The following is a 17,653-nucleotide window of genomic DNA, read 5'->3' on the forward strand; positions in this document are numbered from 1 at the left end:
GAACTAGGAGGCGATGATGAAAGATTTTTGGTCATATGATAAAGATTATATTTTAAAAGAGTTAAATTCTAGTGAGGCTGGTTTGTCCAGCCAAGAAGCTTTGGATAGGATTGATAGTTATGGCAAAAATGTTTTTGAGGAAAAGAAATCTTCATCTAATTTTATGATTTTTTTGTCTCAATTTAAGAGTCCCATAACCATGATTCTTATATTTGCAGCAGTCTTATCTATATTTTTGAAGGATTATTCTGATGGGATAATTATTTTGATTATTATTTTTATTTCTTCATTTTTGAGCTACCTTCACGAAAGCAAGGCCAAGGATGCTGTAAAGAAACTCCTTTCTTCGGTTAGTGTTACTTCTAATGTTTTAAGGGATGGCACTTTTCGAGAAATGGACAATGCAGATTTGACAATTGGTGATGTTATTAGTGTAAAGACAGGAGATATGATACCTGCTGATTGCCTTATTCTTGAGGGTAATGCCCTTACGACTGATGAGTCAAGCCTAACGGGTGAGACCTTCCCTGTTGAAAAGCTAGTTGGGAAAATCCCCGCAAAGACTGCTCTTTCTAAAAGGAAAAATTCTCTTTGGATGGGGACTTATGTTATTAGTGGCTCAGCTAAGGCTCTTATAGTTAATTTGGCAAAGGATTCTGAGTTTGGCAAGATAACTTCATCACTTAGCCAAAAGGATTCTGATACAGATTTTGAAAAGGGAATCAAGGATTTTGGCAACCTAATTTTACGAGTTACAAGTATTTTAATCGGCTTGATATTTATATTTAATATTATCCTAAATAAATCTTTCTTGGATTCATTTATTTTTGCCTTGGCTTTATCTGTTGGCTTAACTCCGCAAATGTTGCCAGCTATAATAAGTGTGAATTTATCCCAAGGGGCTAAGAGAATGTCTCAGGAAGGGGTAATAGTAAAGAAATTAAATGCTATAGAAAACTTCGGTTCTATGACAATCATGTGTTCAGATAAGACAGGGACAATCACACAGGGAAAGGTCAAGCTTGATTATTGTTTAGATTTTAGGGGAGAAAAATCTGATAGCTTGTATAAATTTGCTGCCATAAATTCATATTTTCAAGAAGGCTACGCAAATCCTATTGATGAAGCAATCCTAAGTTTAAAGAAGGAAGACTTTTCTTCCTACAAGAAACTTTATGAAATTCCCTACTCCTTTGAGAATAAACTTTTAAGTGTAATAGTAAAGACTGGCTCTGACTTAGCAAATAAAAATCTTATGCTTACAAAAGGTGCCTTTGCGAGCGTTGTCGATATATGTGATTCTTACGAAAAGGCAGATGGTTCGCTTGGAAATATTGATGAAATAAGAGGGCAAATATTTGATTTATTTAACAAGTTTTCAAGCAGGGCCTACAGAGTCCTCGCCCTTTCCTACAAGGAATTAAACGATGATACTGACTTTGAAAAAGAGAAGGCAAGTGGCATGATATTTAAGGGCTTCTTGCTATTTATGGATCCATTAAAGGAAGATGTCAAAGATGTAATCGAAAAAATGGATAAGCTAGGAGTCTGTCTAAAAATGATAACTGGCGACAACCAAGAAATAGCCAAACACATTGGAAGGGAAATTGGACTTGACCCTGACAAAATCTTGCTTGGAGAAGATTTAAGTTCATATTCACTAAGCCAACTAAACAAAAAAGTTCTAGACATTGATATATTCGCCGAAATAAGTCCAAATCAGAAGGAAAAAATAATCAGAGCCTACAAAGAAGCAGGCGAGATAGTAGGCTATATGGGAGATGGCATAAATGACGCAGCCGCCATAAAACAAGCTGATGTAGGAATTTCAGTCGATTCGGCAGCTGACACTGCAAAAGATGCTGCCGCCATTGTCCTCTTACAAAATAGCCTCAAGGTCTTATTATCAGGAATAATAGAAGGCAGAAGAACCTTTATTAACACCTTGAAATATATATTCGTTGCGACTAGCGCAAACTTTGGAAATATGTTTTCAATGGCAGGGGCAAGTCTCTTCCTAAAATTTTTGCCCCTCTTACCAAAACAAATCCTACTAACCAACCTACTAACCGACTTTCCTTCCTTGCAAATCGCATCAGACTCGGTAGACGGAGCTTGGCTAAAGGGTCCGGTCAAATGGGACATGAAATTCATCAAAAAATTCATGATAGTATTCGGAATAACATCTTCAGTATTTGACTATGTAACCTTCTTTGTCATGATGATAATTTTTAGGGCGGATGAAAAACTCTTCCAAACTGCTTGGATGTTAGAATCTGTAATCTCAGCTATGGTTGTAATGCTAATAGTAAGAACTGCAAGACCAGTCATAAAAAGTAAGGCTAGCAAAAAACTAATCCTATCCATACTAGCTGTAAGCATATCCTTACTTGCAATAATATACAGCCCACTAAACACCTACCTAGGCTTAATCGCCCTACCTATCAAGGTTCTAATCTCCATGCTTTCCATATCCCTAATCTACGCCCTAGTAGCAGAAATCATGAAGAAAAGATTCTACAAACACAACTCCTTCTCCAGAAAAACTTCTAACTAGGCTATAAGACTAAATACAAAAGATAAAAAGACCGTAAGATAAAACTTGCGGTCTTTTTGGTGTGATGAAATAAGCAAGTAAAAGCTTCCTAGACGAGTTCATAGCCTTAACTATATGATATATAATATAAACATGACAATCCTGTATTAAATAATGTGGGATGGAATATGATAAGGGAGTATATAATGACGAGGTCTTGGAAGCTATAAGAAAATTAGTCGAAGTTTTTGTTGGGATTTAGATAAGCACTTGGTGGATATTAGTTATTAACTATATCCACTTTCTTTTTTTCATCAAATTTATTTTTTATTTTGGCGTGGTATAATGTAAAAGTAAATTTCTTGTAGAAAGATGTGAGGTAGTGTATTTTGAGAGATTTTGGGAATTTAGCTTTTGATAAGAAGACTATGAAGGAGAATGTGCCTTATCCTGTGTATTTGAAGTGGAAAGAGGCTGCTAGGAATAATGCTACTTTGGACAGGGAGACTGCCGATTCTATTGCTCATGCTATGAAGGCTTGGGCTATTGCTAAGGGGGCGACTTCCTACACCCATTGGTTTCAGCCACTTAATGGCAAGACTGCTACTAAGAAGACTGCCTTTTTGAATAGGGATGATAAGCATAATCCTATTAATAGATTTTCTGGTAAGGAACTTATAATAGGCGAGCCTGATGCGTCTTCTTTTCCATCAGGTGGGATGCGTTCGACCTTCGAGGCTAGGGGCTATACATATTGGGATTTGACTGCCAATTCTTTTATTTTGGATAAGGTCTTGTATATTCCTTCTGTTTTTGTTTCTTTTTATGGGGAGAAGCTAGACAAGAAGCTTCCTCTAATTGAGTCCATGAATATGGTTAGTAAAGAAGCCTCCAAAGTTTGTAATTTGTTTTTGAAGGATGAGCCTACTTATAGGGTTAAGGCTAAGGTTGGTCTTGAGCAAGAGTTTTATTTGATTGATAAGAAATATTTTGATCAAAGGATTGATTTGGAATATTCGGGCATGACCTTGGTTGGTTCTGACCCTATGGTTGAAAAGGAGCTTGTTTCTCATTATCTGGGGGCAATTCCTCAAAGGGTGAATGATTTTTATGAGGATGTCAACAGCAAACTTTATGATTTGGGCATCTACATGGAAGCAGAGCACAATGAGGTTGGCCCTAACCAGTTTGAGATAGCTATTATGTTTGAGAATGCCAATATTTCTGTGGACAATAATCAGCTTTTGATGTATATCTTGGAAAAGACTGCCCTAGAGCATGATTTGGTTTGCCTCTTAAAGGAGAAGCCTTTCAAGAATATGGCAGGTTCTGGTAAGCATAATAATTATTCTCTAGCTACTAATTATGGCAAAAATCTCTTTTCTCCAGGCAAGGACCCTAAGAATAATATGATTTTCCTCTTGTTTTTGGCAGCTATGGTTGAAGTTTGCAACAAGTATCAAAATCTAATTAGGATTGCTGCTTCTTCTGTCAGCAATGATTATAGGTTGGGTGGTAATGAAGCACCTCCTGCTATTATCTCTATGTTTATAGGTTGCGATTTGGAGGAAGTCCTAAGGGCAATAGCTAATGATGATTTTGAGGAAAAAATTATCCTCAATAAGGTTAAGATTCCTCATTTGGGAGAGATGAGTACCGATGCGTCAGACAGGAATAGGACTTCTCCTATAGCCTTTACTGGAAATAAGTTTGAGTTTAGGATGCTCGGGTCTTCTCAATCAGCTGCTGACCTTAATACTGTTATTAATATTGCTATGGCAGAAAGCTTGGAGAAGATTTATCAAAGACTTTGTAAGGTAGATGAGGAGAGCTTAAAGGATGAAGCCTACGGTGTTATTAAGGAAATTTATCTAGAAAATAAAAATATCCTCTTCCAAGGTGATGGTTATTCCGATGATTGGAAAGAGGAGGCAGAAAAAAGAGGTCTTGAAAATTATCCGACCTTCCTAGATGCCCTAAAGGCAGGTAAGGATGCTGGCGTTTATGATATTTTCGCTAGGGTTGGTATCTTTAGCAAGAAGGAAATAGACTCCTTTATCAATGTTGAGTTTGAGGATGTTATCAAGTTTTTCTCCTCTCAACTAGAGATTATAAACAACTTGATTCACCAAGAAATCCTTCCTTCAGCCATGAGGGAGATTAAGGTTATCAAGGATTATTTGTCCTTTGTGGAAAATGAGAAACTAAGACTTAGGGCTGTTAAGATTAATGAAGCAGTCGGCGAGCTTTTGGATTATTCTGATAAAATTTCTATGATAATCGATAAGAGCGAAGGAATTTTAGATATAGAAGAAAAGGCCTTTTACCTACAAAAAGAAACTAGAAAAGTGGCAGATGATTTCCGCAAGATTTCAGATTTGTTGGAAAAATTGATATCGAGAGAAAATTATTCTATGCCAAATTATGTTGACATGCTAAAGACCTTGTAGAAAGCTTTATAGAGAAAAATCGTCCCAGCAGGATGCGGGACGATTTTTACTTTTATAGGGCTTTTATTATTTCAAAAAGTTCTCTAGCGGATTTTTTAGGACCGTCAGTTTCCATATTGGCTATGGCTAGCTGGGTTCTAATTGTTCCGACTTTGATTTTGTTTTTAAATAGCACATCGAAATATTGGTCTATGAGTTTATCGCACATTTCCTGTTTTTGGTAAGGGCCGAAAGGATTGGCGAAGTAAGATTTTACTAGGCCTTCTTCGGTGGTTGTGCCCTTTGCCATTCTTGCTCCAGCCTTAAAGACCTTGATGGCTTCTTCTTTGCTTTTAAAGAGACTGATGGATTTTTCGTCTTCTTCGAGTTTATCGTAGTTATTGGCATAGAGGAAAAAGTCTACTGGATAGCCTTCCATGATTTGTTTGTGATCGGCTACTGGCATAATCAATCTTGCGTTTATTTTGTCTGGGTTCATGAAGATAGACCTATCAATTTGCTTGAAGGCGTAGCCAGAGTCTAGGTCATCTAGTCTAACGAAGGCACCGATTTCTGTACCGTAGGCTAGGACCTTGTAATCTACGAGTCTGAAGGAACCCATATCGTCAAAGATTACAGTCATATCTCTGATGTATTCCTTGGCAAGGGAACGGAAGGCTTCGATTGATTCGCTCTTACCTGCTCCTGAGTCTCCGAGTATTACTATATTTGCACTCTTGCCATTTTGTAGGACTATATTTACTCCAGCTCCATGGATTGGAAGGAAGCCCCTTCTCATGGAGATGATGTTGTTTAGGGTTAGGCACATTTTCTTTAGATAGCCGAAGTAGTCCTTCTTGTCGGCGAAGTTGCAGTAGCCTATGAAAAGATTGTTTTCTTTATCTTCATAGAAGATATCTAGGTCTCTAGTATCTTTAACTCCAAATACATAGATGCCATCAGGCTTGGTGTTTACAACTTCTTCTTCACTTGCAAGTTCAAAGAGGTTGGAAGCTGAGATACCATGGGTGATGTAGTCTATGTGGAAGTAGACATAGATGAGATTATCTGCAATTTTTGCTGGGTAGCAGAGGTATTCTTCTGTATCAATATTGATATCGGCTATAGGATTTTCGAAAACTTCCTTAAAGAAACCATCACGCTTGTTGGATTTGGTGTAGGTGATGTAAGGAGTTTCTATCATTACTTTTGTTATAAAAGGTATTTTGTTTAGCCAAGAACAATAGTCTGGGTAGGCGATTTTGGATTTTCTAACTATGACAGATGAGTTAGCTCCTGCTGGAACTTGCCTAAAGACTTTTTGAACCTTGCCAGTTATTGAAACTTCTATTTTCCTGTAGATTTCAAGAATCATCTCTTTTAGTTTGATATTTGAGCCTAAGAAGTTTTCAACTTCAAGGCCTTCTTTATCGGCGTTTTTCTCGATTATTGAATATCTTTCTAGCTTTCTCCAATAGTCGTACATATCTTCGACTATTCTTAGTAGGGCATCACGCTCCTTGTCTAGGTCGTGATATTTGTTGATTTTATCGCTAATTTCATCTAAAGTCATAACTGTAAGGATTTTTGTAATATCCCTAAGCTCACTGGATAGTTGGTCTACATCACTTGCCCTGAAGAATTTTTCTAGGTAGCTATAGATCCTTGTGTGATTGTCCTTATGGAATTGAACAAAGGACTTTAGAACTTCGTAAAATCCGTTACTTCTTAGAAGGTCGTCAGTATTGTTAAAGAAGGCCTTGGAGAAGTTTAGGATTGCTTTGTTGTTTGATATTGATATTTCTTTATTCATATTAACTCCTAATATTCTAATCTCTTATTACTTTACCGTAAAACTAGACGAATACTATTTGAATTAATAACATATATACAAGAGTTCCCACAGATATTGATAAAAATAGCTTCTTGTACTTAAAATGTAGGAAGATTACAAGAATTGAAGCTATCATTTCAGCTAGCCCATAAGGGTAATTTGCTATATCAATATTTCTTAAAGCAAAAACCACTAGGAGGGGCATGAGGGCAAAGGGAAGGTATCTACCAAAATATTTGATAAGGTCGGGAAGCTTCCTTTTGGTAAAAAATATAAAGGGAGTAGACCTGATTAAAAAGGTAGTAAGGGCAGAGGCTGCTATTATTGTAATTATTCTATTCATTATAATCTTCCACCTTTCCTCTAAGAGCTAGTAGGCTCATTATAATTAACACAAGGGCAGGAATCATAAATTTGTTTTGATCAAAAATAAGTAGGGCCACAACTGACATAAATAGACCAATCATCATAGGTCTGTGATTTCTAGTCGCCTTAAATTGTTCAACTAGGAGGACTAGGAAGAGGGCTGTCAGAACGAAATCCATGCCCAAAGTATTAAAGCTAATCATATTGCCAATTAAGGCTCCTATGTATGATGCGATAGCCCAAACTAGGTAGTTAATAATGCCTATAGCAAGAAAAAAATCTCCCCTATTGACTCCTTGTGGGACCTTGATAGAAGTATCAAGGGCAAAGGACTCATCTGATAGGGTCAGGATAAATAATAACTTGGACCTCGAATTTTTGAACTCTTTTAGTAAGGACAAACCATAAAACATCATCCTAACATTTACTGATAGGGTAAGGATGATAATTGCTAGTATAGTAATGTCGGTTTTAAGCAGGGGTAATAAGACAAATTGCATACTTCCAGCATACACAGTTAAGGATATAATTGGGGCCATGATAGCCCTATAACCCTCTTGACTAACCATAATTCCAAAGGTAATTCCCAAAAATACATAGCCTATTATAACTGGGATTGTGTAAGGGAATGCTTTTTTAAATGCTTCTTTCATAATATCTCCTTATAAATTAACTACATTCTATCACAAGATTGTTAAAAAATAAATAATAGTTTCAATATAGACATAGAACTTGTATAATATAATAGGCTAATTATGTAAAGGAGTGTTTATGAAAAACTATGATATCGTAGTAGTAGGCGCAGGAGCAAGCGGAGCCTTCCTTGCCTATGAGCTAACAAAATTAAAGACAGACAAGAAGGCTCTGATAATTGATGCTGGCAGGAGAGTAGCTAATAGAACTTGTCCAATAACAGAAGGAAAAGTCGATTATTGTATAGGATGTAAGCCATGCAACATAATGTACGGTTTTGGAGGAGCGGGAACTCTTTCAGACGGCAAGTACAACATAACCACAAACTTTGGTGGGGACCTTCATCAATACATAGGAGAAAAAAAAGCAATGGAGCTTATGGAATATGTCGACTCAGTCCTAATGGAATTTGATGGGGGAGATGATCTTGAGCTTTACTCAACAGACAAAAACGACCTAAAGACTAAATGTCTTCGTCACGACCTCCACCTTCTATCAGCCAAGGTTCGTCATTTTGGTACGGATAGAAACAAGGTCATCCTACAAAGAATCTATGATTATGTAAAAGATACCATAGATTTTGAATTTAACACCATGGTAAATGAAGTTAATTACGAAGATGGCAAATATATTATTCGCACAGACAAGGAAACTTATTCGGCAGATGACCTAGTCCTTGCTGCTGGTAGGTCTGGTTCTAAGTGGATAGCAGATGTTTGCGATAAATTCGAAGTAGGTCTAAAAAGAAATAGGGTTGATATAGGTGTGAGGGTAGAAGTTCCTGCCGAAGTATTTAAGCATATAACAGATGATGTCTATGAAGCAAAAATAATGTATCAAACCAAGCAGTACAATGACGTTGTAAGGACTTTTTGTATGAACCCTTATGGTCATGTGGTAACAGAAAATACTAATGGAATTTTGACAGTAAATGGCCACTCATTTACAGATCCAAAACTTCAATCAGAAAATACTAACTTCGCCCTTCTTGTAACAAACAAATTTACTGAACCCTTCGAGGACTCCAACGAATATGGCGAGTCTATAGCAAGACTATCTAACATGCTTGGTGGGGGAGTATTGATGCAAAGATTTGGTGATTTGATAAAGGGTCGTCGTTCATCAGAAAGAAGGATGGCTAAGTCTTTTACCCATCCAACCTTGAATGCAACAGCAGGAGATTTATCTCTTGTAATGCCAAAAAGACAACTTGACGATATAATCGAGATGATTTATCAACTAGATAAGATTGCTCCAGGTATGGCTAATGATGATACCCTTCTTTATGGTATTGAGGTTAAATTCTACAATTCTGTTGTAGATGTAGACGAAAGATTTGAAACTAAAAAGAAAAGACTCTACTGCCTAGGAGACGGATCAGGAGTAACCCACTCCCTATCCCAAGCTTCAGCTTCTGGTGTAGAAATGGCAAGGATTCTAAACGAGTTATAAGATGAAATACATTTATTCACAAATTACTAAGAAAGACGGTATCGTCTTGAGGGGAGTAGTCAATACTCCGGATGATTTTGATGAAAATAAAAAATATCCAACAGTAATTATCTTTCATGGCTTTGGTGGAGATAGGAATGGCTCCTGTTTTTTTAGGGTGCAAAACGCTAAATATCTTACAGATCGTGGCTATATTGTAGTAAGATTTGATTTTTCTGGAACTTGTGAATCAGACGGAAGCTTCTATGATATGACAGTAAGTAGGGAGGAAGCCGAGGCAGAACTAATCCATGATTTTACAAAAATAAAGGCCTATGTAGATAAGGATAGGCTTTACTGGGTGGGTCATTCCTTGGGTGGAGTAATAGCTAGCCTAAAGGCCCACAAGCTAAAGCCAAAAGCTATGTGCCTGCTTGCCCCAGCAAGTGATATGAATAATCCTGACTATATAAAGGTCATGGCAAAGACCATGTTTGAAGGTGAATTAGCAAATAAGTATAGCAAGATAGATGGCAATAAGTCTTACCCAGAGATAATAGCTAGCGTCGATTGTGTAGATGTGGGAGGGGTAAAACTTCACAAGAACTTTTTGATAGACTTCCTAAAGAAAAACATCTATGGACAAGCTTCTAAATACAAGGGAAGGGTTCTAATCCTTAGGGGAGATAGGGACGATTTAGTCTTTAATGACTCAAACGAAAAACTCCAAAAGGCTTTCCCAGATGCCATTTACGAGCAAATCGCAGGGGCTGATCATTCTTTCAAAAACGAAGACTGTAGGATCTTAGTTTTTGATAAGATGTATAATTTCTTTGAAGATTTAGATAGAAAATAAAATATGATAAGATAAAAGACAGGATAGGAAAAGTGGTATGCTCCTGTCTTTTTTTGAAAATTTATGGTTAAGTAATAATTTTCGTTAAGAAAAATTTCCAAATGAATTATATTTTTTAATTTTTTATAAAAGGTCGATAATAAAGATGAAAAAGAGATAAAATCTGTTATAATATAAACATGGACAAAATATTGATTACAACTAGTTTTGGCTTGGAAGCCCTTGTCAAAAGAGAGCTTAGGGACTTATCCTACGATAAGTTTTCTGTAAGTGATGGCATGGTAAGCCTTGAGGCGAAACTAGCTGATATAGCAAAATTAAATATAAATCTTAGAACTTGTGATAGGGTTTATCTAGTTGTAGATGAATTTGAGGCAAAGACTTTTGATGAGCTTTTCGAGAAGGTAAAGGCCATAGCTTGGCCCGATTATCTTAATGAAAATAGTAACTTTATTGTTAATGCAAGGACCTATAAGTCCAAGCTATTTTCTCTAAGGTCAATCCAAGCTATTACAGAAAAAGCCATAATAGATTCCATGAAAAAGAAATATAAGCTTCATACCTTTCCTAAGTCGGCTGAAAGAGTAGGAATAGAGGTCATGCTTAATAAGGATGTGGCAACTATTGCCATTGATACTTCTGGAGATGGCCTACACAAGAGAGGTTATAGAGAAGATTCGGTCAAGGCTCCCCTAAGAGAAAATTTGGCGGCAGCCCTAGTAGACCTTTCTTTTTATACAGAAGATAGATTTCTAGTAGATGCTTTTTGTGGATCAGGAACTATCCTCATAGAAGCTGCAAGAAAGGCTAGAAATATTGCGCCTGGCATAGACAGGGATTTTGATTTTATGAATTTCTCCTTTATGGACAAGTCTTATTATGAGAAGGAAAAGAAAGAGGCCTTGGCAAGAATTGATTATAGTAAAAAGCTACATATCCTAGGCTCAGATATTTCAGGAAGGGCCATAAGCCTTGCCAAAAATAACGCTATAAATGCTGGAGTTGGTGAAGATATAGCCTTTGTAAAAAGAGATGTCAAATCACTTGCACTAGCAAAGGATGATTATGGAGTTTTGATTTCAAACCCTCCCTACGGCTTGAGATTATCGCATAGTGATTTGGGTGAAATATATAAGAAAATAGACGATAAATTTATGGGACTTAATACTTGGTCACTCTATTTTGTAACGGCGGATGAGAAATTCGACAGGAATTTTAGAAGGAGAGTTTCCAAGAAGAGGAAGTTATATAATGGTGGCGAAAAGGTAGATTATTACCAATATTTTGGCGAAAGGCCAAAGAGAAGTTAGGAGGATTATTATTACTGAGAATAAGAAAAACAACAAGCTTTGGATGCTTGTTGGCTTGGGGATAGTTAGTGTTTATTTAGTCGTTACGGTTATATTTTCTTTTATAACCCTACCAAACACATTTATAAATGGTACGAATGTTTCTTATTCTTCAAGGCAATCAGCCTTGCAAGAAGCTGGAGAAGATTTCAATTTGACAGTTAAGGGAAGGGATGATAGAAGCTTTTCTTTAAACTCAAAGGATATAGATTATAGTGCGAAAATCCCACAAAATGCTAGTATAGATCAAAATCCTTTTGCTTGGCCAATATATCTAGCTCGTGGCAAAAAAGACGATTTGAAATTCGATTACAATATCAAATACGATGAGGACAAATTAGACTCCTTGCTAAAGGAATCTAAGCTTTTCACAAATGTAACAGAACCAAAGGATGCAGGCCTAGTTTTTAAGGATGGCTCTTTTGATGTAAAGGATGCTGTAAAGGGTAATAAGCCTGATTATGACAAGGTTAAAGAAAAAATTGTTAAGTCAATTACTACAGACCATAAGAATATAGAACTTAGTGATGCTGATTATATAAATCCAGAAGTTCTTTCTAATTCTAAGGAACTTAATAATCTTATGGAAGATGCTAAAAAGATTGAGGCTATGAAAATTAAATTCAATTTCAATGGTTTTGACATCCAACTTGCTGGCAAGGGCCTTGTAGATATGCTTGAGCAAAAGGGCAAAGTTTTTGAGCTTAATTATGATAAACTCTTAGCATTTATGAAGGAAGTAGCAGATAAGACTGATACCTATGGCAAAAATAGGAAGTTTAAGGCAACAGGAATTGGAGAAATCACAGTTAACCCTGGCGTTTATGGATTTGTTCTTGACCAAGTAGCAACAGCCGATGAGGTTTTAAAGATTTTCAATCAAAGAAAGTCCGGAGAAGTAGAGCCAGTTTATGAGAGAGTAGGTCTTGAAAGAACTGCCAATGGTGGCGATATAGGAGATACTTATATAGAAGTAGATATCTCACGTCAACACCTTTGGTTTTATAAAAAAGGTGAGTTATTTATAGAAAGCCCTGTAGTTACAGGTCTTACATCTCCAGGTTGGCAAACAAATGTAGGAGTTGGTTCAATCCAATCCAAGGCTCGTGATGCAGAGTTAAAGGGAGTGGATTTTACAGGAGCAAATTACAAGACTCCAGTTTCTTATTGGATGCCAATAGGCTGGGATGGCGAAGGCTTACACGATGCCCCATGGAGGGGAGGAGCCTTTGGTGGTAGCATATATTTTTCAGATGGTAGCCATGGTTGTCTAAACCTTCCACCTCATGTAGCAAAAGTAATTTTTGAAAATGCAGAAATACACACACCTGTCATAGTTTATGAGTCATCAACTGATAATTCACCTGCTATGTCTTATTAGGAAGAATAATGATAAAGATAGAAAATTTAACTTATAGCTATCCAACAAATGAAGGCGAACTTGAAGAGAAAAAGACGCTTGATAATATATCAATTGATATAAATAAGGGGGACTTTGTGGCTATTCTTGGCCACAATGGTTCTGGCAAGTCGACCCTTGCCAAGTTATTAAATGCGCAAATCTTTCCGACTTCTGGAGATATTTGGATAGATGATATTAATAGTAAAGATGAAGATAAAATTTGGGATTTGAGAGAAAAATGCTCGATGGTTTTCCAAAACCCTGACAATCAAATGGTAGCAACTACTGTTGAGGAAGAAGTGGCCTTCGGCCCAGAAAATTTAGCTATCCCCAATCCCGAGCTTAGAGAAAGGGTGGAAAACGCCCTAGAGCTTGTGGGTATGAGTGATTATAAGCATAGAAACCCATCCAATCTTTCTGGAGGTCAAAAGCAAAGAGTATCTATCGCTGGTGTAATAGCTATGCTATCAGACTACATAATTTTTGACGAACCAACAGCTATGCTTGACCCTAAGGGAAGAAAGGACGTTATTAAACTTGTCAAAGACCTTAACAAAAAATATGGCAAGACAATAATTTACATCACCCACTACATGGAAGAAGCAGTTCTAGCTGATAAGATTGCAGTTCTCGATAGGGGAAAAGTTGCTCTTGAAGGAACTGCGAGAGAAGTTTTTTCCCAAGTAGATAAGATGAAAAGTCTAGGTCTTGCTGTCCCACAAGTTACGGAAGTTGCCTTTGCCCTTAAAAAATCAGGCTACCCTATGGATGAGCTTCCCCTAGATATTGAGGAGTTTTTGAAACTTATATGAAAATTGAAATAAAAAATGTTGATTACATCTACAATGAGGGTCTGCCTTCAGAAGTATATGCCCTAAAGAATATCAATCTTGATATAAATCCCCACGAGATAGTTGGCCTTATCGGTCAAACAGGTTCAGGCAAGTCGACCCTTGTCCAACTATTAAATGGACTACTTATTCCAAGTAGGGGTGATTGTATAATAGATGGAATCAATTCCAAAGATAAGAAAAGAAGAAAAGAAGCGAGATTTAAGGTTGGTCTAGTTTTTCAATATCCAGAAAACCAACTTTTTGAGGAAACTATAGCCAAGGATATTGCTTTCGGCCCCAAAAATATGGGTCTTGATGACAAAGGAGTCGAAGAGAGGGTTAAAGATGCTATGGCAAAGGTTGGCCTAGATTATGAGTCTTACAAGGATAAGTCGCCCTTCGAACTTTCTGGAGGTCAACAAAGAAGGGTTGCTGTAGCAGGTATTCTTTCTATGAATCCTAGGGTCTTGGTCCTAGATGAACTTACAGCAGGTCTAGATCCTGCTGGTCGTGATGAAATATTTAGCGAAATCATGTACTTATATAATACTGATCCAGAGCTTTCTATAGTTTTGGTAAGCCATTCTATGGAAGATGTGGCAGAGTATGTGGATAGGGTTATTGTCATGAGTAAGGGAGAGGTATATTCAGATAAATCTACCTATGATACCTTTACCCAAGTAGACCTAGATAAAATAGGACTCGACATCCCACAAATCACTAAGTTTATGAGGGCCTACAAAAAGAAAAATCCTAGTGTCAGAGACGATATATACACAGTTAATGGAGCGATTAAGGAGCTAAAAAGAGTTCTAGGAGGCGAAGATGGCAAACATTAGTATAGGTCAATACCTTCCATTCGATACCTTTATCCATAGGCTTGATTCAAGGGTAAAAATCGTGGGAGTGTTTTTATATATAATTACCATATTTTTTGTTGGCAATTTTCTAGAATACTTGCCATTCGTTATCTTATTAATTGCCATGCTTACTGTTGCAAAAATCCCTCTAAGGAGTGTCCTAAAGTCCCTCAAGCCCTTGCTATTTATTATAATTATTACAGGTCTTATTAACCTAATTACAACTCAAGGAAATCCGGTCTTTAAACTAGGACCTGTAACTGTTACTGAAGAAGGAATTTATAGGACAGGCTTTACTATATTAAGGCTAATCCTAATTATCCTTTCCACATCAGTTCTAACTTACACAACAAGCCCAATGGAATTGACTTATGGCCTAGAAAAGCTCTTCTCACCATTAAAGAAATTCGGTTTTCCAGCAGGTGAGCTTGCTATGATGATTTCTATATCCCTTCGTTTCATCCCAACACTTTTTGATGAAGCACAAAAAATTAGGATGGCACAGATGGCAAGAGGAGCAGACTTTGAGTCAGGCAATATTATTAATAGGGCTATAAGCATGATTCCTCTCCTAGTTCCCCTCTTTATAAATTCCTTTAAGAGAAGTGATGACCTTGCCACTGCAATGGAGGCTAGGATGTATAGGATAGGCTTTGAGAGAACTAAGCTTAATGAAATCAGCATGAAAAAAGCTGACTGGTTAAGCATAAGCTTATTTACAATCTTTTGCATAGTTATAATAGTAATGCACTTCATATGATTAGAAATGTACTAGTAGAAACAGCCTACGATGGGACAAACTTCGCAGGCTTCCAATACCAAAAAGACCAAAGAAGTGTTGAAGAAGAAATCAAAAAGGCCCTAGTTAAGGTAACTGGGGAAGATAATAGGATAGTATCTTGTGGAAGGACCGATAGTGGAGTCCACGCCAAAAGCCATTTTTTTAATTTTCTTACAGCAAGTAAGATTGATCCCAAGGCCTTTAGCTACCATTTGCAAGTCCATCTTCCAGCTGATATCTTGGCACTTTCATCAAGGGAAGTCGACCTAAGTTTTCACGCACGTTTTTCATGTAAGTCTAAACTTTATAAGTATGTGATTTATAGGGGTAAGGGAATGCACCCTATCTATAGAAATTATAAGGAGGAGATTTCCTACAAGCTTGATCTTAAAAGGCTTGAAGAAGGGCTAAAGCTACTCTGTGGCGAGCATGATTTTAGGTCGTTTATGAGAGAGGATAAGGATTTATCCATAAATACTGTAAGAAAAATTGACCAGGCATATTTTTTGGAAAATGGAGATGACTTGGAAATTTATTTTAAGGCTGAATCCTTCTTGCACAATCAAGTTAGGATTATGGTTGGATCTCTTGTAGAGCTTAGTCGTGGTAAGCTAAGCCTTGATGATTACAAGAGATTTTTTGATGAGGACTATAAGATAAGGGCGAATCCTGCCCTTGGAGCCCAAGGGCTTTATTTGTGGAGGGTAGAATTTTGAAAGAGAAGACTATAAATGAAATTAAGGCACTAACTCTTCTTCTTTTTGTGGGAGCTTGTGGCTACTATGTATTGGAAAGTAGAGTCTTATATTTTCTTATCCTGAGTTTTTTTATCATACTTGTGGATTTTATTTTTATAAATAAGGCGGACTTATCCATAGCTAGGCACATTCTTTTTATAATTCTTGCTATTTACAATGTAATAAGCGCAGGCTTTATGATACAATATATGAGAGGGGGAGAGCTTGATGGAATTTTTTTATCTTTCCTAAAGCCCTTCCTAATTGAAGCTTATGATAAGTATTTCGTAGGCCTTATATTAATTTTTACAAGTGGACTTATGATTAGCCAAAACTTTATTGGAGCAAATAATGCGAAAAAGGAATAATACAGAAAATAATTCTAAAAAATCAATAAAATTCGGAAGGATTTTTGCTTTAAGCAAGAAAAAAATCCTAGCCCTAGCAGTTTTACTTATTATTATTGCATCAGCAATCTATTATGGAATTAATGGTAGGTTCTCAATAACTAATAAGCCTGCATCGACAAGCGAAATTGATGATAATTCCTACAATCAATCGAGAATTATGAGAGTAGACCTTAACAAAATCAAGTCAATTAACTTTGACCTAGCTACTTGCGATGTTAGGATTTTAAGGTCAACTACCAATCCCTATGTCGAATATACAGTCCTTTACAGGGGAGATGATCATGTTTACAACATGGATGTAAGCTTCCATGATGGCGAGCTAAGGCTTAAAAATAAGATAGTTGGCAAGGAACTTTATATGAAGGATAAGATTCCAATAGTGAGAATTTTCCTTCCAATGAAGGGAGGCCTTGATGCTATTAAGGGCAAGATTACTGCAGGCGATGTAAAGATTACTGATCTTGAGGTTAAGAATTTCGATTTAAGCGTCCAAAGTGGAAATGTAAGTATAGATAACTCTAATTTACAAGGAGCTATTACAAACAATGCTGGTTCTATTAGCCTAAACAAGGCAGAAATATCTAACACCAAGCTAAGTACAAATACTGGAAATATAAATATAGTTGATTCAAGTCTAGGCAATAGGTTGGATTTGTCTAGCCAAACTGGAGATATAGTTGTCGAAGCTAACAAGAGCATAGATAAGTATAATATAAGCGCAAGGCTTGGAGTTGGTAATTTTATCTTGGGCAATATTTCCTATAGGAATATCAAAGACGGTTACAGTAGTGGAAATAAGGGCAAGTACAATATTTCTATGAAGACAAAAATTGGCGATATAATTTTTAATAGGGGCGAGGGCGCAAGAATTGAGAAAGAAGAATTTATCACCAATGATAGGTCGGATTCATCCAAGGAAGAATCTTCTGATGATAAAAAAGAAAAAGACGAAGATAAGGAAAATGATGGAGAAAATCAGGGCGAAGAAAAGAGCGATTATGAAGATATGCATAATCATGACCATGATAAAAATGATGATGCTCCTAGTGGAGATAAAGAGGATGAATCAACGACTGATGAAGGAGAAAATAATTAGGCCTAGTGCTTAATTATTTTTTTTACGAAAAAGAGGTTCT

At 36.7% G+C, this 17,653-nt stretch carries 15 protein-coding genes; 12 read left to right on the forward strand and 3 right to left on the reverse strand.

Annotated elements, in window-relative coordinates:
* Positions 1 to 16: 16 nt before the first annotated feature.
* The gene (gene mgtA, locus HMPREF0077_RS04765) at positions 17 to 2,557 is read left to right on the forward strand and encodes a magnesium-translocating P-type ATPase (protein ID WP_004836839.1); all 2,541 of its coding nucleotides are present in this window, start codon (positions 17 to 19) and stop codon (positions 2,555 to 2,557) included.
* 368 nt (positions 2,558 to 2,925) lie between these two features.
* The gene (locus HMPREF0077_RS04770; protein WP_004836840.1) at positions 2,926 to 4,986 is read left to right on the forward strand and encodes a glutamine synthetase III domain-containing protein; all 2,061 of its coding nucleotides are present in this window, start codon (positions 2,926 to 2,928) and stop codon (positions 4,984 to 4,986) included.
* Positions 4,987 to 5,038: 52 nt separating this feature from the next.
* On the opposite strand, the gene HMPREF0077_RS04775 is transcribed toward HMPREF0077_RS04770, so the two are convergent.
* From HMPREF0077_RS04775 to HMPREF0077_RS04785, 3 genes are read right to left on the reverse strand one after another with little or no spacing between them, the layout of a single operon-like run.
* The gene (locus HMPREF0077_RS04775) at positions 5,039 to 6,778 is read right to left on the reverse strand and encodes a hypothetical protein (protein ID WP_004836841.1); all 1,740 of its coding nucleotides are present in this window, start codon (positions 6,776 to 6,778) and stop codon (positions 5,039 to 5,041) included.
* 43 nt (positions 6,779 to 6,821) lie between these two features.
* Positions 6,822 to 7,142, reverse strand: coding sequence for a branched-chain amino acid transporter permease (locus HMPREF0077_RS04780; RefSeq protein ID WP_004836842.1), 321 nt, complete (start codon positions 7,140 to 7,142; stop codon positions 6,822 to 6,824).
* Positions 7,135 to 7,818: an AzlC family ABC transporter permease gene (locus HMPREF0077_RS04785; protein WP_004836843.1), complete on the reverse strand. Its 684-nt coding sequence runs from the start codon at positions 7,816 to 7,818 to the stop codon at positions 7,135 to 7,137. The genes HMPREF0077_RS04780 and HMPREF0077_RS04785 overlap by 8 nt, the downstream gene beginning before the upstream one ends.
* A gap of 118 nt (positions 7,819 to 7,936) precedes the next feature.
* Between HMPREF0077_RS04785 and HMPREF0077_RS04790 the strand changes: the two genes are divergently transcribed.
* The 10 genes from HMPREF0077_RS04790 to HMPREF0077_RS04835 all read left to right on the forward strand — a co-directional run bounded on the left by HMPREF0077_RS04790 (position 7,937) and on the right by HMPREF0077_RS04835 (position 17,613).
* Positions 7,937 to 9,310, forward strand: coding sequence for an NAD(P)/FAD-dependent oxidoreductase (locus tag HMPREF0077_RS04790; protein ID WP_004836844.1), 1,374 nt, complete (start codon positions 7,937 to 7,939; stop codon positions 9,308 to 9,310).
* Position 9,311: 1 nt separating this feature from the next.
* Positions 9,312 to 10,145, forward strand: a complete 834-nt coding sequence (locus tag HMPREF0077_RS04795; RefSeq protein ID WP_004836845.1) for an alpha/beta hydrolase family protein — start codon at positions 9,312 to 9,314, stop codon at positions 10,143 to 10,145.
* 179 nt (positions 10,146 to 10,324) lie between these two features.
* Entirely contained in the window at positions 10,325 to 11,455 is a 1,131-nt protein-coding gene (locus HMPREF0077_RS04800; protein ID WP_004836846.1) for a THUMP domain-containing class I SAM-dependent RNA methyltransferase, read from the forward strand.
* Entirely contained in the window at positions 11,430 to 12,875 is a 1,446-nt protein-coding gene (locus HMPREF0077_RS04805) for a L,D-transpeptidase family protein (RefSeq protein ID WP_004836847.1), read from the forward strand. The genes HMPREF0077_RS04800 and HMPREF0077_RS04805 overlap by 26 nt, the downstream gene beginning before the upstream one ends.
* Positions 12,876 to 12,883: 8 nt before the next feature.
* Positions 12,884 to 13,708, forward strand: coding sequence for an energy-coupling factor transporter ATPase (locus tag HMPREF0077_RS04810; protein ID WP_004836848.1), 825 nt, complete (start codon positions 12,884 to 12,886; stop codon positions 13,706 to 13,708).
* Positions 13,705 to 14,568, forward strand: a complete 864-nt coding sequence (locus HMPREF0077_RS04815; protein WP_004836849.1) for an energy-coupling factor transporter ATPase — start codon at positions 13,705 to 13,707, stop codon at positions 14,566 to 14,568. The genes HMPREF0077_RS04810 and HMPREF0077_RS04815 overlap by 4 nt, the downstream gene beginning before the upstream one ends.
* The gene (locus tag HMPREF0077_RS04820) at positions 14,555 to 15,349 is read left to right on the forward strand and encodes an energy-coupling factor transporter transmembrane component T family protein (protein ID WP_004836850.1); all 795 of its coding nucleotides are present in this window, start codon (positions 14,555 to 14,557) and stop codon (positions 15,347 to 15,349) included. Before HMPREF0077_RS04815 ends, HMPREF0077_RS04820 begins: the two co-directional genes overlap by 14 nt.
* Positions 15,346 to 16,086: a tRNA pseudouridine(38-40) synthase TruA gene (truA, locus tag HMPREF0077_RS04825; RefSeq protein WP_004836851.1), complete on the forward strand. Its 741-nt coding sequence runs from the start codon at positions 15,346 to 15,348 to the stop codon at positions 16,084 to 16,086. Before HMPREF0077_RS04820 ends, truA begins: the two co-directional genes overlap by 4 nt.
* Positions 16,083 to 16,475 (forward strand): hypothetical protein, encoded by a 393-nt coding sequence (locus tag HMPREF0077_RS04830; protein ID WP_155811730.1) that lies wholly within the window; start codon positions 16,083 to 16,085, stop codon positions 16,473 to 16,475. Before truA ends, HMPREF0077_RS04830 begins: the two co-directional genes overlap by 4 nt.
* On the forward strand, positions 16,459 to 17,613 hold the full coding sequence (locus HMPREF0077_RS04835) for a DUF4097 family beta strand repeat-containing protein (protein WP_004836853.1): 1,155 nt from the start codon (positions 16,459 to 16,461) through the stop codon (positions 17,611 to 17,613). Before HMPREF0077_RS04830 ends, HMPREF0077_RS04835 begins: the two co-directional genes overlap by 17 nt.
* Positions 17,614 to 17,653: the final 40 nt, after the last annotated feature.

Source organism: Anaerococcus tetradius ATCC 35098, assembly GCF_000159095.1.
Classification (GTDB): domain Bacteria; phylum Bacillota; class Clostridia; order Tissierellales; family Peptoniphilaceae; genus Anaerococcus; species Anaerococcus tetradius.